General features: G+C 65.0%; 25 protein-coding genes. All 25 read left to right on the top strand.

Annotated elements, in window-relative coordinates; all coding sequences use genetic code 11:
• Window positions 1-16 precede the first annotated feature (16 nt).
• Window positions 17-490, top strand: coding sequence for a DUF2280 domain-containing protein (locus AVE30378_RS12820; protein WP_129241241.1), 474 nt, complete (start codon window positions 17-19; stop codon window positions 488-490).
• Complete coding sequence (gene terL, locus AVE30378_RS12825; protein ID WP_208742384.1) at window positions 441-2,024, top strand: phage terminase large subunit; 1,584 nt, start codon at window positions 441-443, stop codon at window positions 2,022-2,024. The genes AVE30378_RS12820 and terL overlap by 50 nt, the downstream gene beginning before the upstream one ends.
• Window positions 2,021-3,304, top strand: a complete 1,284-nt coding sequence (locus AVE30378_RS12830) for a phage portal protein (protein WP_244235030.1) — start codon at window positions 2,021-2,023, stop codon at window positions 3,302-3,304. Before terL ends, AVE30378_RS12830 begins: the two co-directional genes overlap by 4 nt.
• A complete protein-coding gene (locus AVE30378_RS12835; RefSeq protein ID WP_165360171.1) occupies window positions 3,246-4,085 on the top strand; it encodes a phage head morphogenesis protein in 840 nt (279 codons plus the stop codon). The genes AVE30378_RS12830 and AVE30378_RS12835 overlap by 59 nt, the downstream gene beginning before the upstream one ends.
• Window positions 4,086-4,087: 2 nt before the next feature.
• Entirely contained in the window at window positions 4,088-4,582 is a 495-nt protein-coding gene (locus tag AVE30378_RS12840; protein WP_129241243.1) for an HNH endonuclease signature motif containing protein, read from the top strand.
• A gap of 11 nt (window positions 4,583-4,593) precedes the next feature.
• A complete protein-coding gene (locus AVE30378_RS12845; RefSeq protein WP_129241244.1) occupies window positions 4,594-5,679 on the top strand; it encodes a DUF2213 domain-containing protein in 1,086 nt (361 codons plus the stop codon).
• On the top strand, window positions 5,679-6,143 hold the full coding sequence (locus AVE30378_RS12850) for a structural cement protein Gp24 (protein WP_129241245.1): 465 nt from the start codon (window positions 5,679-5,681) through the stop codon (window positions 6,141-6,143). Before AVE30378_RS12845 ends, AVE30378_RS12850 begins: the two co-directional genes overlap by 1 nt.
• 63 nt (window positions 6,144-6,206) lie before the next feature.
• Window positions 6,207-7,166, top strand: a complete 960-nt coding sequence (locus AVE30378_RS12855) for a DUF2184 domain-containing protein (protein ID WP_129241246.1) — start codon at window positions 6,207-6,209, stop codon at window positions 7,164-7,166.
• Entirely contained in the window at window positions 7,166-7,549 is a 384-nt protein-coding gene (locus AVE30378_RS12860) for a hypothetical protein (protein ID WP_129241247.1), read from the top strand. Before AVE30378_RS12855 ends, AVE30378_RS12860 begins: the two co-directional genes overlap by 1 nt.
• 2 nt (window positions 7,550-7,551) lie before the next feature.
• Window positions 7,552-7,935: a DUF4054 domain-containing protein gene (locus AVE30378_RS12865; protein ID WP_129241248.1), complete on the top strand. Its 384-nt coding sequence runs from the start codon at window positions 7,552-7,554 to the stop codon at window positions 7,933-7,935.
• Window positions 7,916-8,368, top strand: a complete 453-nt coding sequence (locus AVE30378_RS12870) for a hypothetical protein (protein ID WP_129241249.1) — start codon at window positions 7,916-7,918, stop codon at window positions 8,366-8,368. Before AVE30378_RS12865 ends, AVE30378_RS12870 begins: the two co-directional genes overlap by 20 nt.
• 3 nt (window positions 8,369-8,371) lie before the next feature.
• The gene (locus AVE30378_RS12875; RefSeq protein WP_129241250.1) at window positions 8,372-8,737 is read left to right on the top strand and encodes a hypothetical protein; all 366 of its coding nucleotides are present in this window, start codon (window positions 8,372-8,374) and stop codon (window positions 8,735-8,737) included.
• A 168-nt stretch (window positions 8,738-8,905) separates the two neighbouring features.
• Window positions 8,906-9,430, top strand: a complete 525-nt coding sequence (locus tag AVE30378_RS12880) for a phage neck terminator protein (RefSeq protein ID WP_129241251.1) — start codon at window positions 8,906-8,908, stop codon at window positions 9,428-9,430.
• Between the two features lie 57 nt (window positions 9,431-9,487).
• Window positions 9,488-10,846 (top strand): DUF3383 family protein, encoded by a 1,359-nt coding sequence (locus AVE30378_RS12885; protein ID WP_129241252.1) that lies wholly within the window; start codon window positions 9,488-9,490, stop codon window positions 10,844-10,846.
• Window positions 10,847-10,856: 10 nt separating this feature from the next.
• On the top strand, window positions 10,857-11,285 hold the full coding sequence (locus AVE30378_RS12890) for a phage structural protein (RefSeq protein WP_129241253.1): 429 nt from the start codon (window positions 10,857-10,859) through the stop codon (window positions 11,283-11,285).
• On the top strand, window positions 11,285-11,770 hold the full coding sequence (locus AVE30378_RS12895) for a phage tail assembly chaperone (RefSeq protein WP_129241254.1): 486 nt from the start codon (window positions 11,285-11,287) through the stop codon (window positions 11,768-11,770). Before AVE30378_RS12890 ends, AVE30378_RS12895 begins: the two co-directional genes overlap by 1 nt.
• 142 nt (window positions 11,771-11,912) lie before the next feature.
• A complete protein-coding gene (locus AVE30378_RS12900; protein ID WP_129241255.1) occupies window positions 11,913-14,054 on the top strand; it encodes a tape measure protein in 2,142 nt (713 codons plus the stop codon).
• 11 nt (window positions 14,055-14,065) lie between these two features.
• Window positions 14,066-14,677: a phage baseplate protein gene (locus AVE30378_RS12905; protein WP_129241256.1), complete on the top strand. Its 612-nt coding sequence runs from the start codon at window positions 14,066-14,068 to the stop codon at window positions 14,675-14,677.
• Window positions 14,678-14,681: 4 nt separating this feature from the next.
• Complete coding sequence (locus AVE30378_RS12910; protein WP_129241257.1) at window positions 14,682-15,014, top strand: phage baseplate plug family protein; 333 nt, start codon at window positions 14,682-14,684, stop codon at window positions 15,012-15,014.
• Window positions 15,001-15,918, top strand: a complete 918-nt coding sequence (locus AVE30378_RS12915) for a phage protein (protein ID WP_129241258.1) — start codon at window positions 15,001-15,003, stop codon at window positions 15,916-15,918. The genes AVE30378_RS12910 and AVE30378_RS12915 overlap by 14 nt, the downstream gene beginning before the upstream one ends.
• On the top strand, window positions 15,915-16,613 hold the full coding sequence (locus AVE30378_RS12920; RefSeq protein WP_129241259.1) for a Gp138 family membrane-puncturing spike protein: 699 nt from the start codon (window positions 15,915-15,917) through the stop codon (window positions 16,611-16,613). Before AVE30378_RS12915 ends, AVE30378_RS12920 begins: the two co-directional genes overlap by 4 nt.
• Window positions 16,613-16,972 carry a contractile injection system sheath initiator gene (locus tag AVE30378_RS12925; protein ID WP_129241260.1) on the top strand — a complete coding sequence of 120 codons (360 nt, stop codon included), beginning with the start codon at window positions 16,613-16,615 and terminating at the stop codon, window positions 16,970-16,972. Before AVE30378_RS12920 ends, AVE30378_RS12925 begins: the two co-directional genes overlap by 1 nt.
• Window positions 16,973-17,006: 34 nt before the next feature.
• Window positions 17,007-18,458 (top strand): hypothetical protein, encoded by a 1,452-nt coding sequence (locus AVE30378_RS12930; protein WP_129241261.1) that lies wholly within the window; start codon window positions 17,007-17,009, stop codon window positions 18,456-18,458.
• The gene (locus AVE30378_RS12935; protein WP_129241262.1) at window positions 18,458-19,120 is read left to right on the top strand and encodes a baseplate wedge 1 family protein; all 663 of its coding nucleotides are present in this window, start codon (window positions 18,458-18,460) and stop codon (window positions 19,118-19,120) included. Before AVE30378_RS12930 ends, AVE30378_RS12935 begins: the two co-directional genes overlap by 1 nt.
• Before the next feature lie 3 nt (window positions 19,121-19,123).
• Window positions 19,124-19,988, top strand: an 865-nt coding sequence (locus AVE30378_RS12940) for a hypothetical protein (protein WP_129241263.1), incomplete at its 3' end; no start/stop codon positions are given.

Consider the following 19,988-nt stretch of genomic DNA (forward strand, 5'->3'; position numbering starts at 1 on the left):
GGGCAGGATCTGCAACATGGCAAAGCTCACAGAGGCCCACAAGCGCTTCATCGTCCAGGCCCTGGCCTGCTGGGACACCCCCAGCCAGGTCGCGGAAGCCATCAAGGAAGAATTCGGCCTGGACGTGCCCCGGATGCAGGTGGCGCAGTACGACCCTACCAAGGTGGCCGGGAAGGGTCTGGCCAAGAAGTGGCGGGAGCTGTTCGAAGCCACGCGCAAGCGCTTTCGGGAGGAAGTGGCCGAGATCCCGATCGCTGACCAGGCATTCCGCCTTCGGGCTCTGGGCAAGATCTACGAACGGCATTTCAACCGGGGAAACGTCGTCGGCGCCGCGGCAGTCCTTGAGCAGGCAGCCAAGGAGGTCGGCGGCGCCTTTACGAACAGACGGGAGCACACGGGCCTCGATGGCGGGCCGATAGAACAGAAAACGGTGGTGGTCGATGGGAAAGAAATCGCCGCCGCCGTCGCCGAGCTCAACCGCGACTATTGACCCCGCCGTCCTGCGCGCCACGGCCAAGGCCATGTGCGAGCAGGATCACCTGTTCTTCAGCCGGTACTTTTTCAAGCATCGCCAGGCCATCAAGTTCCGGGTCAACTGGCACCACGAACTGATCGCCGAGAAGGTGCAGGCCGTCATCGACGGCCGCATAAAGAACCTGGTCATCAACGTGCCCCCGGGGTCGTCGAAGACCGAGCTGGTGGCCATCAACTTGATGGCCCGCGGCCTGGCGCTGAACCCGCGCGCCCGGTTCCTGCACATCAGCTATTCGGACGACCTGGCGCTGCTGAATTCGCAGACGGCGAAGGAGCTGGTCCAGTCCGAAGAGTTCCAGGAACTGTGGCCGCTGAAGGTCGCTGCGGACGCGAAGAGCAAGAAGCGCTGGAACATCGAGGTCAACGGCCGGAAGGCCGGGGGCGTCTACGCGGTGTCCCTCGGCGGCCAGATCACGGGCTTTCGCGCGGGCCACATGGCGGAAGGGTGGCAGGGCGCCATCATCATCGACGACCCGCTCAAGGTCGGCGACGCCTACAGCAAGCCGCGCCGCGCCAAGGCAAACCGCGACCTGATCGCCACGGTGAAAAGCCGTCGGGCCAACCCCGACACGCCGATCATCGTGATCATGCAGCGCCTGGCGCAGGAGGATGTCACCGGCTTCATCGAGGCCGGCAACCTCGGCCCGGACTGGGAACAGGTCGTCATCCCGGCGCTGATCGACGACGCGTACGTGGCCGGCTTGCCGGCGGAGCTGCAGGCGAAGGTCGACAGCAGCGTCCGCGACGAGAAGGGGCGGTTCAGCTATTGGCCCTACAAGGAGCCGCTGGCGGAGCTGCTCGCCATGGAGGCGGGCGCGGGCACGGACAAGGAAGGCGGGCGCATCAGTCGCTACGTTTTCTCGGCGCAGTACCAGCAGCGTCCGGCGCCGCTGGGCGGCGATCTGATCCAGGGCGCCTGGTTCGGGCGCTACGTCGTTCCGCCGCGGATCGTCTCGCGCAAGGTATTCGCGGACACCGCGCAGAAGACCGCCGAGCGCAACGACTACAGCGTTTTCGAATGCTGGGGCCTGGGCGACGACGGCAAGATCTACCTGCTAGACCTGCTGCGCGGGAAATGGCAGGCGCCCGAGCTCAAGCGGCGCGCCGTGGACTTCTGGGCCAAGAACAAACCGTTCAATCCGAAGCTGTCCGCGCCGTTGAGGCAGCTCCTCATCGAGGACAAATCCAGTGGTACCGGCCTGATCCAGGAGATTGGCGCCGACGGCAAGATCCCTGTCAAGGGCGTGGAACGTGACCGGGACAGGTTCACTCGGCTCATGGACGTGCAGAGCTACCTCGAGGCCGGCCTGGTCTGCATTCCAGAAGAGGCTCCCTGGGTGGCCGATTTCGTGGTCGAGTGCGAGGCCATCACGGCGGATGACACGCACGCCCACGACGACCAGGTCGATCCGATGGTCGACGCCATCAACGACATGCTCGCCACGGCGGGCAGCAACCTAGGGCGCTTTCAGGCGCTGGCAAGCACATGATGAACCAAGATGGCTATCTCAGCGCGGTGCTGGGACCTGCGATGCACGACTTGGCCGCGGCTGGCTTCGGCGCCCTGGACGACCTGGCAATGTATGCGGAGGGGGGACTGCCGGCGCGCGTGGTGGACGTGATCCCGGACGTCGCGGTGTCGCGAGGCGTGGAGATCACGGGCGACGATCGCGTGGGCGCCGAGCTGGACCGGCTCAAGGTGCTGCCGGCGCTGGCTGATGCCTGGCGCTGGGCGCGCCTGACAGGCGGCGGCGCGATCGTCGTCATCGCAAAGGACGGGCGCGCGCTGCGCGACCCACTGAACCTGGAGAGCCTGGACCGACTGGAAGAGCTGAAGGTATTCACGCTGGACGACGTATCTGCCACGGAAAAACGCTATTCGGATCCGAACGAGGCCAATTTCGGCATGCCAGAGGTCTACCGCGTGCGGACGCAGACGCCCGGCGCGGTTGCGGCCGAGTTCTTCGTGCATGAAAGCCGGCTGATCGAGGTCCCCGGGGACCCGCTGCCGGCCAAGCTCAACCGCAAGGGCATTCCGTGGGCGGGGCGGCCGGCGGTGACCAGGGCTTTCCGCGCCATCCGGCGCTATGGCGAGGGCCTGCACTGGGCGTTGCGCTTGCTGGAGAAGAAGCAGCAGGCCGTTCACAAGATGAAGGGCCTGGCCGAAGCGATCGAGACCCAACTGGAGCATGTTGTCCGGAAACGGGTGGAGATGGTCGACGCGGTCCGCAACGCGCTCAACGGCGTGGCGGTGGATTCTGAGGACGATTATCAGATCCTCAGTTCCGACATGGGGGGCGTCAAGGACACCCTTGCCGAGTTCCAGATTGCTGTCGCGGCGGAAACCGGGATCCCCGTGCCTCAGATTTTCGGCCGGTCCGCTTCCGGCTTGAACGCCACGGGCGACGGTGATCTCGAAGGCTTTTACAACACCGTCGCCATGGGCCGCGAAGTGAAGATCAACCCCGCCCTGGAGCGTCTGGTGTCGCTGATCCGCGCGCAGCGCGGCCTGGCCACCGCTGGTGATGGGCAGGGCGAGGCCTGGTCCATCACCTGGCCTGCGCTCAAGCCGGCCACTGCGAAGGAAGGGGCAGAAGTCCGCAAAACCCTGGCCGAAGCGCAGGCCCGGGAAATGGACGCGCTCAGCGGCGCCGTGGACAACGGACTGAGCCAGGACCAGGCGTTCCGGTACATGAAACAGGAAGGGCTCTATGGCCTCATCCCCGACGCCGACGGCCAGTCGGCGAAGTCGTACGCCGCGGCCACCTAAGCAATGGCGCTATCCGCTGGGTGACGAGCAGGATTACCTGCGCGCGCTGCGCACGCAGGCGGAAGCCGCCATTCTGGCGGTCGAGCGGTATGTGCTGCCCGAGCTGCCCCGCGTGTTGCGCCAGGACGACCTCCGGAACACCCCGGAGGGCCCCGAGAGCTGGTTCGAATCGCTGCGCCGGGCGTTCATGGAGGCCCTGGGCGCGGCCATGGTGGATGACGGCAAGGCCCAGGGCCTGGCCGCGATGATTGCCCAGCGGGTGGAGAAGTACAACAAGGAGCAGTACCACCGGCTCCTGCGCCGGGCATACGGCGTCGACGTGTTCAAGGCCGAGCCCCGGCTGGCCGGGATCCTGCGCCCCTGGGAGGCCGAGAACATCGGCCTGATCAAGTCCATCCCGGAGCAGTATCTGGATACCCTGCACGGGCGCGTCGTCGCCGCGGTGCGCAGGGGCACTTCGCTACGCGACCTGACCCGCCAGATCCGCGAAACGTACGACCTGCCGCGCAGCCGGGTCGAGCTGATCGCCCGCGACCAGATCGGCAAGCTGAACGGGGACCTGACCGAATATCGGCAGACCAACATCGGCGTCAAGAAGTACCGGTGGCGCGGCGTCATGGACGAGCGCGAGCGCGATGAGCACGTCGAGCGGGAAGGGCAGGAGTTCGAATGGGACAAGCCGCCGCCTGACGGCCACCCTGGCAAGCCGATCCGCTGCCGGTGCTGGGCCGAGGCGGTCCTGCCGGCGCTTGATGACCTGGACGCCTTGATTATTCATTGACCATGACAAATTTATCGCTTGCCGAAAGGCTCCGAACGGTACTTTCCTACGATCCCAACACGGGAATTTTCACGAATCGAACAGATCGACCTCTTGCGAAAGCCGGGTGTCCAGCGGGCAGCCCGGATAAGTACGGCTATCTTCAGATCTTCTTCGAGGGAAAGAACTGCAAGGCGCATCGCCTAGCTTGGCTGTACATGGCCGGCGATTGGCCGGCGGGCAACATTGACCACGTAAACGGCTCGCGCAGCGACAACCGCTGGTCAAACCTGCGTGTCGGGTCTCAAGCGCTCAATGCGCAAAATCTGCGAGGGCCGCGGCGGGACAACATGATTGGGCTGCTTGGCGTATCACTCGATAAACGTCGGGGAACCTACCGCGCACAGATCATGGTGGACGGGAAAAGCCGCCACCTTGGCACATTTGGCGATCCTCAATCAGCCCACCAGGCCTACCTGAAAGCGAAGCGCACCCTACATCCGGGCTGCACCATCTAGGGAGAGGGATCATGGTTATGCGATATGACCGGGCGCCATTGAAGGCCACCCGGACGGATGAGGGCTACCTTGTCGACACGCCGGTGCTGACCCGGACCGGCGTTTTCGAGTACCGAGACGGCGGGGGAAACATCCGACGCGAGTTCCGGCCCCCTGAAGAGGTATTCAACGCCGACTCCATGGCAAGCCTGCGCGGCAAGCCCATCACCGACGGCCACCCCGGGAAGGTGACGGCCAAGAACGTGCGCCAGCACATGGTTGGCACGGCTTTGTCCGGCGGGCGCCAAGATGGCGAGAACATGGTCGGGGATATTCACATCTTCGACACCGGGCCAGTAGATGCGGGCAACAAGGAATTGTCGCTGGGCTACGAACTGGAGCTGGACGAGACTCCGGGGGTATCGCCGCAGGGCGAGCGCTACGACGCCGTCCAGCGAAACATCCGATACAACCACCTGGCGGTGGTGAAACGCGGCCGCGCCGGCAACGCGCGGCTCAACCTTGACGCGGCAGACGCCGTAACGAAAACCGAAGAGGAAGATGACATGAGCATGGTCAAAATCCGCCTCGATTCCGGCCTGTCGTATGACGCGGCTCCGGAAGTGGCGAACGAGCTGGAGCGCCTGCGCGCCGAGGTGAAGACCGCCACGACCAAGGCGGACACCGAAGCGGCTCGGGCCGACACCGAGAAGGCGCGCGCGGACAATGCCGAGGCCGGGATCGCCAAGGCCCGCGAGGACGCCCAGGGCGCCGCCCTGGCGCGCGTGAAGCTGGAAGCCGCCGCCACCCAGCACAAGGTGGATTTCAAGGCCGACACTGCCGATCGCGCGCTGCGCGAGGGCATCATCAAGGCCATCCGCGGCGATTCCTTCGACCTGACGGGCAAATCCGACGGTTACGTCGAGGCGGCGTTCGACCTGGCCGTCAGCGATGCCCAGGCCCGCCAGGACGCTCTCGCGGCGCAGCGTCGCGAGATGGGCGGTAGCCAGAAGCCGGGGACCGCCGGCAAGGAACGCGCCGACGGCGCTGAGCCGCCGGTGTCGGCGCGCTCGGCCCGCCAAGCCTATCTCTCGAACCTGACGAAAGGAGGCGAATAATGCCCCCCATCTATGACGACCGCATGGACGCTGCCTACGCCGGCATGAAGGCGGACCTGGGTTACGACGACGTCGAAACCTGCGCGGCCGCCGGCAACATCGCGCCGGGCGTGATCGTGGGCGACACCACGAACGACCGTATCGTCGCCGGGCCTGGCTCCCGCATTCGCGGCCTGGCCCTGCACACGCACACCATCCCCCGCGAGGGCGGCTACCGCGAATTCGACGCCGTCAGCGTGCTGCGCGTTCGCCGCGGCTGGGCGAGGGTCACCAGCGGTGGCGCTGTCACCAAGGACGGTCCGGTGAAGTGCGCCGCCGACGGCACGGTTTCTGATGCCGGCGCCACCGCCGTGCCGAATGCGGTTTTCCGCTCTGCGGCGGTGGACGTTGCCGGCGGCAAGATCGTCCTGGTCGAGCTTCACGCGCCGTTCGCGGTAGCTCCCGAGGCTCCCGAAGCTCCCTGACGCCCGGCACCCCCTCAAGAACAACCCAAGGCCCCGAAAGGGGCCTTTTTCATTGGGAACACCATGGAAAAGCACGAGCATTACGACGAGGCCGACCTGCCGGCCGTCAAAACCATCGTCGTGGCGCTGGCCGGCATGCGCGAGGACGAAGGCCTCTTCACCGCCCGCCAGTTGGACTACGTCAAGACCCGCACCTATGACAAGAAGCTGGCGCCCATGATTGGCCTGCAGCTTGTGCCGATCTCCACCGAGGTGCCGGAGTGGGCCGAAACCTTCACGTACTTCATGTACGACGAGGTGGGCATGGCGAAGATCGTGGCGAACTATGCCGACGATCTGCCCCGCGCCGACGTCAAGGGCGAAGAGAAGGTCGCCCAGGTCAAGAACATCGGCGACTCGTACGGCTACAGCGTCATGGAACTGCGCGCGGCCGCGGCCAACCGTACCGACCTGCCCACGCGCAAGTCGATGGCGGCTCGCAAGGCGGTCGAGATCAAGCTGAACCAGATGGCGCTCATTGGCGACACCAAGTTCGGCCTCTTCGGCCTGACGAACCACCCGAACGTGCCGCTGGTGGTGGGCCTGCACGGCGACTGGCTGAATCCGACCACGACCGCCGATCAGATCCTGGCTGACCTGGACATGATCTACGACGCGGTGCCCAACCAGTCGAAGGACGTGCACACGCCGACGCGCATTGTCATGCCGACCGAACACCGCAGCCGGATTTTTTCGCTGCGTGTTCCCGATACGAACGGCAAGACGGTGGGGCAGTTCTTCCAGGACAAGCACCCCGGCCTGCAGATCATGGGCGCGTCCGAATTCAAGGGCGCCGGCACCGGCGGCAAGGATCTGATCCTGGCCTACGAGTACAGCGAGGAAAACCTCGCCATGGAGCTGCCCATGCCGTTCAACCAACTGGCCGCACAGGCGCGTGGCCTGGAGCTGGTGGTGCCCTGCCTGGCGCGTGCCGGTGGGGTGGTCGTGTACTACCCGCTGTCGATGGCGAAGGGGGAAATCTGATGAAGTACTGCGTCAATACCACCAAGGCAGTCATCAACATCGGCGGCCACACGGTCATCGCGCCGACGAAAGCGGCCTGGGTCGACCCGGAGATCCGTGGCGTGCAGGATCTGATCGACCGCGGGCTGCTGGCCGAGAGCGAACCGCCGGCGGGGGGCGAGGCGCCGAAGAAGGGCGCCGAGGCCGGCCAAACGGGGGCGCCGGGTGCCAAAGAGCCGTCCACTATCAAGGAGCTGAAAGCCTGGCTCGATGAGCAGGGAGCTCAGTACTCGCCGTCGGCTTCCAAGCCGGAGCTGCAGGGTCTGTATGAAGCTCTGAAGGCCACAGCTTCGGGCGAGGGCGACGGGGACACGTCGGCTGGTGCCGGTTCGCAAGGAGCGTAAGCATGGCCGCCACCGTCGATGATCTGGATTTCCTGGCGCCGGCGGTGGCCGGCATGCCGCGCGACGAGAAGGAGCGGGCTCTGGCCTTCGCCGCAGACTACCGCCCGGCCTGCCTTCCCGAAAAGAAGCAGGACGAGGCGCAGCTCTGGTACGCGGCCTGGTTGTTGTATGGGATCAAACAGCAGCGAGCCGCGGAGAATGACGGCGTGCTGGCCAGGCCTGGTGTCGTCAGCGAAAAGGAAGGCGACCTGCAGCACACATACGGCAAGGTGGAAGGCGCGGACGATCCGGCCGGCTTCTATGGGCAGTACGAGCGGCTGGCGCGGCTGTGCCGTGTCGGCGCCGCTACGGTCAGGAGCAGGCCCTATGTCCACAAAATCGACTGATAAGGGATTCGACCAGTTCGTCCGGCTCACGCGCGCGATCAACGGTCGTGGCGTGAAGTTCGGAATCCAGGCAGACGCCGGCAAGGATCCGGAGACGGGCGCCGATCTGCTTGATATCGCCATCTTCAATGAATATGGGACAGAGACCATCCCCGCGCGGCCGTTCATGCGGGACTTTGCCGAGAAAAACGGCAAGGCCCTTGGCCAGGCCATGGAGCGCGTGGCCGGCGCCGTGCAGGACGGGCAGTTGGGCGTCGATGCGGCCCTGGATCAACTGGGCGCCTTCGCCGAGAAGCACCAGAGGGCGCATGTGCAGCAGTCCAAGAAGTGGGCCAAGCCGAACGCGCCGTCGACGGTGCAGAAGAAGGGAAGCGATGTGCCCCTGATTGATCAAGGCCTGATGGTGGGCGCCATTCGCTACGAAAAGGTGTAGGCCATGAGCTTTCGCAAACCGCATGTCATCCGCACGCGCGCGGTGGGCCAGTATGTCCGCGGTCGGTGGGAAGAAGGCGCGCCGGGGTCGGACCTGACCATTCAAGCATCGGTCCAGCCCGCCAAAACGGGCGATTACGACCTCCTGCAGGCGCACCCGGAAGGGCGGCGCGTTCATTCGGCGGTGCGCATCTACACCAGCGCGCAACTGAACGTCGCCGGGCAGGACTGGCGCAACGGCGATCGCCTGGTATGGGGGGCCGGTCCACTGGCTGGCGAGTACCTCCTGGTCGGCGTGGCGCCTTGGCAGTCGGGCGTCATCCCGCATTTTCGCTACCTGGCCGTCCTTCTGGCGGCCGCAGAACAGTAACAAGCCCAGGAGTTCCCCGGCAGTCTGGATCGGGGCCGGACGGGGCTAAACGTCCGGAAGGACTCACCAGACCCGGCTGGGCATTCCAGACAACCGGGGAGGGTAGTGCCGAGTCGGCGCGTACGCGCGGCGGTAGACCCATCGGCACGTAATTTTCGAGGTATGGGCATGGATCCACAGGACGCGATCTTCGAATTGATCGAAGCGGCCGCGGGCGGCGTGCCGGTCATATTCGCTGATGAAGACGGGCCGCGCCCGGGTGCCCCCTACGTGACTCTGGCAGTCCGTTGGGCCCAGGCAAGCAACGCCGAGGCTGTGCGCATGGGCAACGATGGCATTCAGAGCGTACGGCAGCACGATGACGCCACTGTGGAGCTGCAGGCCTTCGGGTCCGCCGCCTATGACAGGCTGGACGAATTGGGGCTGCGGTTGCGGCACGCGCTGTACCAGGAACGTGCCGAGGCCCTGGGCCTGGCCCTCTTCGAGGTCGGCCGCCTGCAGAACATCCCGGTGCTGAGGGATGCGACGCGCTTCGAAAAGCGCGGCGTCCTGGAGCTCGGCATCCGGTACGCGCGCAGCTTCGCCGCGCCAGTCGGCATGATCGAGGCCGTGGAGGGCACCTTCGCGGTGACCGGCGGCACGACCGAATTTCCGGAAGCCCCTTTTTCCATTCCAGATGAGGCCTCGCCGTAGCGCATCTGCATTTCGCCATCCGGCCGCCTTCAGGCGGCTTTTTCTTTGGAGCCGCAAATGGCAAATCTCGACCGGATCGTCAACGTGGCGATCTCTCTGAACACCACTGCCATCAAGGAGCAGAACTTTTCCGATGTCCTGGTGCTGGGTGCTCACGTCCTGGCCGTCAATCGGGTCCTGGTGGTTACCGAGGCCGCCGAGCTGTTGGGCCTGGGCATCAACCAGAACGACCCGCTCTATATCGCTGTCCGGGACGCGTTCAAGCAGATCCCGACCGTGCAGCGCGTTTTCGTGGGCCGGCGCCAGGTGGAAACCTCCCGCGTCACGGTGACCCGCGCGAGCGTGACGGTCTACAAGATCACCATGCAATGGCGCGCGGCCGACGGCAGCGTCCAGTCCGCCGATGCGACCTTCACGGGTCTGGCCGACAGCACCCCGACGACGATCGCCGCCGGCCTGATCGCGGCCATCACGGCATCGGCCGCGCCGGTCACCGCGACGGCGGTGGGGGCCGAGATCTCCATTACGGCGGACGACGAGGGCACGGCCGTGGCGGTCAGCGTGAAAGGCAACCTCTCGGTCGCCATTCCGACCAGCGCCGAGACGCCTACGGCGGCGCTCACGGCGTGCCGTCAAGAGAATGCCGACTGGTACGGGGTGGCCCTGGCCAGCCGTGACGAAGCGGACATCCTGGACGCTGCGGAATGGGTCGAGTCCAACGGTTGCCTCTTCGGCGTCTCCAGCAGCCAGGCGGGCATCATCGACGCGGCCATCGACACCGACTTGGCGTCGAAGTGCCAGCAGAAGCAGTACTTCCGCACGCACGTCTGGTACCACGGCAAGGCGGCCAGCGAAGCGCTGGAGGCCGCGGTGATGGCGAACCGCTTCACCTTCTACCCGGGGGGCGAGACCTGGGCGAACGTGCGCTTGGCGGGCGTCACCTACGACAACCTGGCCGAAGGCAAGGCCTTGGCCGCCCACGCCAAGAACGCCAACACGTTCGAGCAGATGCGCAACTTCGCCATCACGCAGAAGGGCAAGGTGGCGGCGGGCGAATGGATTGACGTCATCCGCGGGCGCGACTGGCTGGCGGAGCAGGTCAAGATCGAAGTCGCGACCCAGCTTATCAACGCCAACGGGAAGGTGCCGTTCACGGATGGCGGTATCCAGATCCTGGCCAACGGCCTGCGCAAGGCGCTGCTGCTGGGCCAGTCGCGCGGGCTCATCGCGCCTGATGAGATCGACGGCGCCGGCAACAAGATCCCGGGCTTCGTGCTCTCGATCCCGCGGTCGATGGACGTTTCGACCAACGACAAGGCAAACCGCATCCTGCGCGACCTGAAGTTCAGCGCGCGCCTGGCCGGCGCGATCCACGTTGCCGAGATCAAGGGCAACCTCACCTATCAACAAATCTAACGGGGCGACTATGTCCGTAAATACTTACGATCCCGGCCAGGTCAAGGTCATCATGGGCGCGATCGACCTGAGTGGCTTTGCCGAAGACACCTTTGTCAACGTCACCGAAATCGGGGAGGGCATTTCCTCGGTTTCCGGCGCGGACGGCGAAGTTGCGCGCTCGATGTCGCGAGATTCGCGCCTGCGCATCGTCGTGACGCTGTTGCAGACCAGCGCCAGCAATGCGTTGCTGACCGCTCTGCACCAAGCCGACAAGGCGACGGACGGCCAGGGCGTCGTGCCCGTGGCGGTCACGGACCTGCGCGGCAAGTCGCTGCATGCTGCCGATTCCGCCTGGGTCGTCAAGACGGCCGACGCAGGCTATGCCGCGAAGGTGGGAAGCCGGGAGTGGACGATCGAGACCGGCCCGTCCATCAACGTCGTGGGAGGTAACGCCTGATGAGCCGCACTATCTCGGTGCCGATCGGCGCCACCACCTTCCACATCTCCAAGTTCGACGCCTTCCGCCAGTTGGAGCTGCTGGGGGACCTGCAAAAGGAAGTGCTGCCGGCCGCCGGCGGGCTGCTGTCGGCTGTGTTCAGCGAAGGTGGGCCCGAACAAGCCCGCGACGATCTGGCCATGGCGCAGGCGCTGCGCGATCTGTCTGTCCGGCTCGGTGGCGGGGAGCTCAAGAAGTGGGCCAACCTGCTTATTGATCCCGAACTGGTCAGCTTCGAACTGTCCGGCCGGGACCCCCAGAAGCTCACCGAACCCCGTCGCGGCCTCGCGTTCGAGGACTTCTCCCAGATCCTTGAACTGATGTTCCACATTCTGATGCACAACTTCTCGGGCCCTTTCGCGCAATGGGCCGGCCGCTTTGGTCCGGCCCGCGCGAAGCTGGGGACGCTGTCGGCCAGTTTGAAGCCGCCTTCGAGCGAGAGCTAGTCATCTGGCGGCCCGTGCTTGCCGGGCACATCGGCGTGGACGCGGTCCGCCGCGGTGAGGTCGACCTGCTCGACATCATGAAGCTGAACGCGCTCATGGACGCGCAGGAAGCCGCCCAGGCACATGCACGTAGGAAAGCACAATGACAATCGCGCGCGAACTCATCACCCTCCTGCGGTACCAGGTGGACGAATCTGGCCTGAAAAGGTACCAGGACGCTTACCAGGCCACGCAGGAGAAACTGAGCAAGACCGGCAGCCAGGGCTTGCGGGCGATGCGCCAGGTGGTTACTGGATCGGGCCTGTCCGGCCTGGCCGCGCGCGCGCGAGCAGGCTTCGGCGCGGTGCGCGAGGTCGGTGCGGGCGTCTGGGAGGGCGCTCGCCTCGGGATTCAGGACGCGCGCCAAGCGCAGGAGCGGCTCACCCGCGCCCAATGGAATGGCACGCGAGCCGTCAAGGAGCAGGTCAGCGCGTACGAAGGCTTGCGCAAGATCGTCGGCGCCTACCTGGGCTTCTCGTTGCTGAAGCGGATATCGAATGGTATCGACGCCTGGGGGCAGATGGCGGCACGCATGCGCCAGGCGACTGCCTCGGCGCAGGAATACGGGGAGGTGGACAAGGAGCTCGCCCGGATCTCTCGCCTGACGTATAAGGCATACGACGACAACGCCGAGCTTTTCGTGCGGACGCGTCGCACGATGGCGGATCTGGGAAAGACGACGCAGGACACCGTCGACGTGACGGAGGGCCTGTCGCTGGGGATGGCGCTGTCTAGCACCAAGGCCCAGGACCAGGAGTCTGTCATTTCGGCCCTGACTGCCGCCATCATGCAGGGCAAGCTGGGGATGGAACAGTACGCCACCCTTATGCGGGCGGCGCCGCGCCTGCAGGTAGCCTTGGCTGACGGCCTGGGCATCACCACCGACAAGCTGCTCGAGCAAGTCAAGGCGGGCAAGGTCACCACCAACCAGTTCCTGCCGGCGCTGCAGGGCCAACTGGCAAAAATGCGGGTCGAGGCCGAGGCCATGCCGGTCACCGTGGCCGACGCGCTGACGGTATGGAACAACGCCTTCCAGCGGTTTTTCGGGCAACTGCAGCTCGGACGCGCGGCAGTCGGCGGCGTGACGGCCACCATCGAGGTGCTGGCCGACAACATCAGTACGGTGATCAAGCTGCTGGCCCTGGCCGGCGGCGCGTGGGGGCTTGTGAAGCTGCGCGACTGGCTGCGTCTGGCGACGTTCCAATCCGGCGGATTGATCCGTTCACTGGTGGGCGCCACGCGTGGCGCGCTGAAGTTGGACAGTGCCATGGCCATGCGCCGCGGGCCGGCCGGCGCGCTGCGCATGCTGGCGCTCTGGAATCGGTCACTGGCGCCGCTGTTGCGCATGGCGGCGATCCTGTATTCCATTTACCTGCTGGTAGATGACATTGGCGTGTGGTTCCGGGGCGGCGATTCGGTCTTTGGAGACCTCATCGGCCCGGTGGAGGAATGGAAAGGCGAGATCGAAGCGGTCAAGAATTTCGTCATCCAGATCAAGGACCTTCTTGGCGGGGCGGGGCAGGCCTTGGGCCCCTGGATCTCCAAGTGGGGAACCGTCACCGTATTGGCCTATGGCCTCTGGAGGATTCTGTCGCCGATCCGAGGTTTGCTCGTGTTCTTGGCCACGCGCGTCGTGCCATTGTTGTGGGCGGCGTTCGCCGCGCATCCGATCGGGCGCATCATCAGCTTGGTGCTGGGCGGACTGCTGCTGATCTGGCAGAACTGGGATCGCATCAGCAAGTTCTTCGGTGAAACCTGGGATGAGTTCAAGGCGAAAGGCATAGAGGCGCTGGACGGGCTTTTGGGCTTCTTCAACGACCTCGGCGGGCGGATGATCGCCAAGATTCAAGAGATAGGCAACGCCATCCAGACCTGGATTACCGACAAGGTCGAGGCCGCGACCAGGTGGCTAAAGGAGCTGTTGCCCGGGCAGATGCTGACAGACGACCAACGGGCGCTGATGACGAGCCCGCGGGGGGCGCTGGGCGCTCAGCCCCAGTGGCAAGCGTTCGCGTCCGGCGCCGGCGTTCCCACGGTGTCGGCCGGCGCGGCTGTGCGCGCGGGGGGCGTCGCTGGTCCCGCGCAGGTGGACATCCACAACGAGGTCACGGTCAACGCTTCTGGGGCCGACCCCAACGCCGTCGCCGGTGCGACTCGGCGCGGGTTGGAAAGCACTCAGCGCCGCAGCATTGACCGGATGTCGCGCGTTCTTGGCGCCCCTATGGGGGTTGAGGTTGCACCGTGAAGGGGTAGACGATGAGCTTTGTTTCTTTGGTTTTTGGGTGGGGGGGCGGTAGCAGCATCGGCGTCATCCCCCTTGATGCGCTCATCAGCGAAGCGACGGAATTGGAAAGCGAAGCCACCAGCTACGCCGTGGAGGATGGGCCGCCCGTGACGGATCACATCGCGCAGGATTCCGAGCGCCTGGCATTGGATGGCTGGGTGACCGCTGCAGAAGCGACTCTGCTGGGCGGATTGGGCAGGGACCTGGCCGGCGCGCCCAATTCACTGGGCACTGGGCGCCAGAAGCTGATCAGCGCCAAGGCGGCGCTGCGCAAGATCCATGCGGACCGCCTGCCCATCACCATTACCACGGGGCTGGACGTCTATGCGGACTTTGCCATGACTCGGTGTTCAATCGGGCGCACCAACGACGGCGGCGACAAGATCTCCATCACGGCCGAGCTTCGGAAGATTCGCAAGGTCACACTGCGCCAGGCCGACATTCCCCCCGAAAAGACCAGCGGCTCGGCCTCGGGAAAGGCCGGTGGCACGAAGACCAACGCCGGCAAGGCCAACGGCGCGGAGCCGACTCCGCGTGAGCAGTCGGAGCTGAAAGGCAAGGTCGGCACGATATTCGGGGGGTAGGCCAGTGCAGAAAATTCCCGTCATAGACGCCAATGACAGCTTGACCGAGGTGGAGCTCGAGGGCGTTACCTACTTCCTGCAACTTTCCTGGAACAGCGAGGCCGAGCAGTGGACGCTCTCGATCGAGAATGCCTACAGCGAAGTCATCATCGCAGGCATTGCCGTTGTGCCAGACAGGCCGCTGCTGACCTGGTACCGGCATCTAGCCGTGCCACCTGGCGAACTGGTCGCGCTGGCGCCGGACCGCCGGAACACCATCAGCCGCGAGGCGCTGCCGGCCGGTCAGGTGGCGCTGATCTATGTCGAGTCCTCGGAGGTTGCAAATGGCGCGGTTTGATCGAGTCTACCGGCTGCTGGTGGGCAAGCCCAAACAGAAGGGCATCGAGATCGTCCAGCCCATGCGCATCACGTTCGATGTCACCAAGGACGCCGCAGAGGAGCCGAACGAGCATGTCATCCGTATTTACAACCTGGCTGAATCCACGCGCCGCGCCCTCGAGGAGCCAGGGCTCATGTGTGTGCTGTACGCCGGGTACGCGGAAGAGGACGGCCCGCTGCTGATGGCTGCGGGCAGCGTCGTCTTCGCCTATACAAAGTTCGAGCAGCCCGACGTGGTCACCGAACTTATCGTGATGGATGGCTACGCCGAGGTGCGGGACACGGCGGTCTCCATCGGGCTTGGCCCGGGCGCGCAGGCGTCGTCGATCATCCGCGACATAGCGCGGCAGATGGGCCTGCCGCTGGTCATGGCCGACGACGTACCGGACCGGCGCTGGCAGCAGGGTTTTTCATTCTACGGAGCCGCGCGTACGGCGCTGCACAAGGTTACGCAAGGGACCGGCCTGGAATGGTCGATCCAGAACCAGCAGCTTCAGGTTGTGGCGCGCAAGGGCACGACGCGCCGGCAGGCCGTGGTGCTGGCGGCGGACACTGGCCTGCTGGGATACCCGGAACGGACGCGCGAGGCGGCGCGGGAGAAGGCCAAGGTAAAGGACAAGACCACGGGCGACAACGTAAACCTCGTCAGCGCTCGCCAGCAGCGCGATGGATGGCGCGTCACGTCCCTGCTATTGCCCACGCTGAATCCGGGCGATCCGGTGAAGCTGGAAAGCCGGACCGTGGACGCATTTCTACGCATAGAAACACTGCGCAGCACAGGCGATAGCGCCGGCGGCGACTGGCAAACCGGGCTCGAACTGGTCGACAGGCACGCGCCGCCAAAGAAGAAGGCAAAGTCATGAATCAAAATCTGGTCTCCGTGCTTCGCGCGCTAATCGCCAGCGAGCTGGCCGAGGTGTACACGACGTTGCCAGGCGTGGTTGTGGCGTACGACGGCGAGTTCGTCACTGCCCGGCCGGCGCTGGCGAAACGTCTGGCGAACGGCGAAGTGCTGCGGGCGCCCCAGATTGTTCGCGTGCCGGTCTGCTGGCCCGCGGGCGACATCAACGGCGCGCAGGCGCTTATCTCGGTACCTCTCAAGAAGGGTGATCCGATCAAGCTGTCCTTTTCCGCCCGCGCCCTGGAAAACTGGTTGGCGGGCAGTGATGGTCCGCCGGACGATCCGCGGCAGTTCGATCTTTCCGACGCCTTCGCGACGTCAGTGGTGCGGCCAGGCTCCGTATCGGCCGACACGGAGAACGTCTGCATCCGGTACGGGCCCGGAACGCTGAAGCTGACGCCGGAAGGGAACCTGATCATGCACGTCAATACGTGGACCGTCGACATGGCGGAGGGCGTATTCAATGGGCCGCTGACCGTGAACGGGCTGCTGACCTACACCCGGGGTTTGAGCGGCTCGGGAGGCGATGGCGGTGCCAAGACCAGCATCGATGGCAACGTGAACTTCCGCAACGGCACGCTGACTCACAACGACACTGACGTGGGCGCTCACCACAAGCATCCCTATGCCGGTGGCATCACAGAGGAGCCCGTCTGATGAGCCTAGATATTGCACTTTCCGACGATGGCGACCTGGCCCTGGACTTGATGGGCGCCACGCGGCTGATCGTCGGCGCAGACCGCGTTCGCCAGCAGATCAAGATCTCCCTGCAGGCATTCCTGGGCGAATGGTTCCTCGATACCTCCTTCGGGGTGCCTTACTTCGAGAGCATTCTGGTCAAGAACCCCGACAGGGCCTCCATCGAGGCCGTGCTGCGCGCACGCATCGTCGACGTCCCAAGCGTGACTGCCGTCCGGCGGCTCGGCCTGGAAATTGACCGCACCGCGCGCGAGCTGCGGGTGACGTTTGTGGCCGATACCACGGAAGGGCTGGTAGACGACATCGTGACGCTGTAGGCGTCTCAAACACAGAAAATTCAAGAGGTTACCTATGGCCTACGGTGTAACGCCGGACGGGTTCGTGCGCATGCGCCTGCCCGAAATTCGCCAGGAGATTGTTGCGGACCTTCGCGCGAAGCTGCTTGCGGCGGGCGTGGCTGAAAATGTGGAAACCCGGCCCGATAGCATCACCGGGCTATTGATCGACACGTTCGCGGAGCGCGAGGCGGCTTTGTGGGAACAGGCGGAAGGCGTCTACCTGGCCATGTACCCCGGATCCGCCAAGGGAGTATCTCTTGATCGCGCTGTGTCGTTCACGGGCGTCAAGCGCGGGGGGGATGAGCAATCCCGCGCCTACGTCGTGCTGTATGGAGTGAGCGGCACAAGGGTCCAAGAAGGTGCCCAGATTCGCCACCGCGTCAGCCAAAACCTGTGGCGACTCGATGGCGACGTGCAGATATTGCCCGGCGCGGCGGCCGACGTGACGCTGCAGCCGACAGTGCAGCCCAATGCGTTGTACTCGGTCACCATCGACGGGCAGGCCTATTCCTACACCTCCGCGGCCGTGGCGAATCTGCCATCCATCCTTGTTGGTCTCGTCGCGGCGCTTTCCTCCAGCAATCTCGATGTTTCCAGCGATGGCGCGGCCGTTCGAGTGCATACGGGCGGTCGGACAGCGGCCGCGTTTTCCTGGTCTGCGAACTTGGCGTTGGCGCGACTGGGCTCGCCGGGGCTGGCCTTGTCTGAGGATGCCTCCGAAGAGATCGCCGCGGTGGGCGACCTGAACGCCATTGTGACGGCCGTGGACGGCTGGGACGCGGTCGATAACCTGCAGGCGGGCACCGCCGGCCGGCTGGCCGAGAACGATGCGGAACTGAGCGCCCGCTATCCGTCCGGATTGTTTCGGCTCGGCGCGGGCACGCGACCGAGTATCGCGCCCAATGTCCGGGACCGAGCCCCTGGTGTGCGCGCTATCAAGGTGTTCGAAAACGATGCGGACGAGCCGGACGCAGCGGGCCGCGTGCCGCACTCCATTCACGTCGTCGTCGACGGCGGCCTGGACGAGGAACTGGCCGATGTGATCTTTCGGACGAAAGGGGGCGGAATTGACACCAACGGCGCCGTCGAGGTGATCGTCTTAGACGAAGAGGGGGCGCAGCAGCCCATCCGTTTCGACCGCCCGCAGCGGGTTTACGTGTGGGTGTCGGCCGAGTTGACGCTACTGCCGTCATCCGAACAAGTTTTTCCGCCTACGGGGCTCGACGACGTCGCGGACGATCTGGCCGCGGCCGGGGACAGCTTCTCGATTGGCGACGACGTCATCCGCCAGCGGCTGTTCGGCGCGATCTACAAGACGGCCGGCATCAAATCGGTGGTGCTTGCTCTGGCCTCCTCGACGGACCCAGCCTTTGTGCCGGGGCCCGACGACTTCGCGGAGGAGAACGTCGAGATTCTGGATGCTCAGGTGGCGGTGTTCGATCGCTCACGCATCAAGGTGACCTGATGGACCTTCAACAGAACCACGCCGCGGTCGCGTGGGGCCACTGGCTGGGCCAGTTCCAGTCGAAGCCGCGCTTGCAGGCCCTAGTCACGGCGCTACTCAAACCGGCAGACGGCCTGCAAGGCGCGCTGCGCGATATGTACGAAAAGCGCTGGCTGGACTCGGCCGAGGGCAAGCAGCTTGACGGCATCGGCGAGATCGTGGGCCTGCCGCGCACGATCGACGACACGGTCTACGTTCGGTTCTTCGGCTTCGATGGACAGCCGAATGTGGGCGGCTTCGGTGAGGCGCGGCTGCGCCGGGCCTACGAGCGCGCTGTTGGCGGCTCCACCACTCTCCTGGATCCCGAGTACCGAAAGCTCCTGTATTGGAAGATCGCGCTCAACAACGGACGCGGCACCACACCAGAAATTTCGGCGGCATTGAAGCCCATTTTCGATGTGTCGCGTGTCCTGGTCCAGGACGCGGGGAACGCCAAGATCCGGATCTGGATCGACCGGATTCCCGGACCGAACGATCCCCTCATGACCAACCCCTACAAGTGGGTCCCGAAGCTCGCCGGCGTGGGCGTGCAGTTTATCTCCGGCTCGACAGATAAGCCCTTTGGCTTCCGCGGGCAGGGTTTCTATGGTTTCGGCGTCGGCGTGCTGGCGCGAAGGATTTGATACATGGCCGCTCCTACCTTTTTTGAGCTGTTCGACGCCCTGTGGGCCGAAGCCGGCACTGTCGGCGACGTCACTTTGCCGCAGTACCGATCTGGCTGGGCCTTCATCGGTTCGCTGCCACCCACGGTCGAGCAATTTAACCTGGTGCAGCAACTGACCGATCAGAAGCTGGCGTGGCTGTTCCAGCAGGTGAAGGCGGTTGCCGACGCCACCGACCAGGAAATGGATGCATCTACCCTGGGCGTCCTGCTCCATGCGTTCCAGAACTTGAACATGGACAAGGCCACGGCGGGCACTCTGGAGGTGGCGCGCGGGGGTACCGGCCTGGCCTCCATCGGGGAGAACCAGCTTTTGGTGGGCACCGAGGACGGGAAATTTGCGCGGGTGTCGCCGGAAGAGGTCCGCATTTTGCTGGGCGCCCCTCGGGTGGTGTCCATTATGGAACTGCCGACGCAGGACGTAGGGCCGGTGCTGGTCGCCGAGTGCGGCGAGGTTTGGATCTGGTCCGAATCGCCCTACTTCACCGGCTACCGTTCGCCGCTGTGTGGTCGGCCTATTGACGGCCACACCGTGACGCCCCTGGCGAGCGAGATTGACGCGGTAGGTGGAGTGCTGCCAAAAGCGGCCTACGCACGGCTGTGGGGATACGCCCAGGAGAATGGTCTGGTGGTCACCCAGACGTTCTGGGATGCAAACAAGGGCGGTCATTACTTCGTCAACATCGACGCCAATACGTTCCGTGTACCGGATCTGCGCGATATGTTCCGTCGTTTCACCGGAACTGACGCTGACACTGCAAATGCAAGAGCTATGGGTAGCGGGCAAGCGGATGCGCTGCAAGGGTTCCGCGTGCGCTTTCGTTGGGGCC

The sequence above is a fragment of the Achromobacter veterisilvae genome (assembly GCF_900496975.1).
In the GTDB taxonomy this organism is placed as follows: Bacteria; Pseudomonadota; Gammaproteobacteria; order Burkholderiales; family Burkholderiaceae_B; genus Achromobacter; species Achromobacter veterisilvae.

What these genes read in the sequence shown, in the direction of transcription:
- AVE30378_RS12915 (WP_129241258.1), top strand. Translation starts at nt 15,001, where the DNA reads ATGGCGCGGTTTGATCGAGTCTACCGGCTGCTGGTGGGCAAGCCCAAA.
- AVE30378_RS12875 (WP_129241250.1), top strand. Translation starts at nt 8,372, where the DNA reads ATGAGCTTTCGCAAACCGCATGTCATCCGCACGCGCGCGGTGGGCCAG.
- AVE30378_RS12830 (WP_244235030.1), top strand. Translation starts at nt 2,021, where the DNA reads ATGATGAACCAAGATGGCTATCTCAGCGCGGTGCTGGGACCTGCGATG.
- AVE30378_RS12860 (WP_129241247.1), top strand. Translation starts at nt 7,166, where the DNA reads ATGAAGTACTGCGTCAATACCACCAAGGCAGTCATCAACATCGGCGGC.
- AVE30378_RS12820 (WP_129241241.1), top strand. Translation starts at nt 17, where the DNA reads ATGGCAAAGCTCACAGAGGCCCACAAGCGCTTCATCGTCCAGGCCCTG.
- AVE30378_RS12855 (WP_129241246.1), top strand. Translation starts at nt 6,207, where the DNA reads ATGGAAAAGCACGAGCATTACGACGAGGCCGACCTGCCGGCCGTCAAA.
- AVE30378_RS12865 (WP_129241248.1), top strand. Translation starts at nt 7,552, where the DNA reads ATGGCCGCCACCGTCGATGATCTGGATTTCCTGGCGCCGGCGGTGGCC.
- AVE30378_RS12880 (WP_129241251.1), top strand. Translation starts at nt 8,906, where the DNA reads ATGGATCCACAGGACGCGATCTTCGAATTGATCGAAGCGGCCGCGGGC.
- AVE30378_RS12840 (WP_129241243.1), top strand. Translation starts at nt 4,088, where the DNA reads ATGACAAATTTATCGCTTGCCGAAAGGCTCCGAACGGTACTTTCCTAC.
- AVE30378_RS12845 (WP_129241244.1), top strand. Translation starts at nt 4,594, where the DNA reads ATGGTTATGCGATATGACCGGGCGCCATTGAAGGCCACCCGGACGGAT.
- AVE30378_RS12835 (WP_165360171.1), top strand. Translation starts at nt 3,246, where the DNA reads ATGGCCTCATCCCCGACGCCGACGGCCAGTCGGCGAAGTCGTACGCCG.
- AVE30378_RS12925 (WP_129241260.1), top strand. Translation starts at nt 16,613, where the DNA reads ATGAGCCTAGATATTGCACTTTCCGACGATGGCGACCTGGCCCTGGAC.
- AVE30378_RS12900 (WP_129241255.1), top strand. Translation starts at nt 11,913, where the DNA reads ATGACAATCGCGCGCGAACTCATCACCCTCCTGCGGTACCAGGTGGAC.
- AVE30378_RS12920 (WP_129241259.1), top strand. Translation starts at nt 15,915, where the DNA reads ATGAATCAAAATCTGGTCTCCGTGCTTCGCGCGCTAATCGCCAGCGAG.
- AVE30378_RS12885 (WP_129241252.1), top strand. Translation starts at nt 9,488, where the DNA reads ATGGCAAATCTCGACCGGATCGTCAACGTGGCGATCTCTCTGAACACC.
- AVE30378_RS12895 (WP_129241254.1), top strand. Translation starts at nt 11,285, where the DNA reads ATGAGCCGCACTATCTCGGTGCCGATCGGCGCCACCACCTTCCACATC.
- AVE30378_RS12935 (WP_129241262.1), top strand. Translation starts at nt 18,458, where the DNA reads ATGGACCTTCAACAGAACCACGCCGCGGTCGCGTGGGGCCACTGGCTG.
- AVE30378_RS12870 (WP_129241249.1), top strand. Translation starts at nt 7,916, where the DNA reads ATGTCCACAAAATCGACTGATAAGGGATTCGACCAGTTCGTCCGGCTC.
- AVE30378_RS12850 (WP_129241245.1), top strand. Translation starts at nt 5,679, where the DNA reads ATGCCCCCCATCTATGACGACCGCATGGACGCTGCCTACGCCGGCATG.
- AVE30378_RS12890 (WP_129241253.1), top strand. Translation starts at nt 10,857, where the DNA reads ATGTCCGTAAATACTTACGATCCCGGCCAGGTCAAGGTCATCATGGGC.
- AVE30378_RS12930 (WP_129241261.1), top strand. Translation starts at nt 17,007, where the DNA reads ATGGCCTACGGTGTAACGCCGGACGGGTTCGTGCGCATGCGCCTGCCC.
- AVE30378_RS12905 (WP_129241256.1), top strand. Translation starts at nt 14,066, where the DNA reads ATGAGCTTTGTTTCTTTGGTTTTTGGGTGGGGGGGCGGTAGCAGCATC.
- terL (WP_208742384.1), top strand. Translation starts at nt 441, where the DNA reads ATGGGAAAGAAATCGCCGCCGCCGTCGCCGAGCTCAACCGCGACTATT.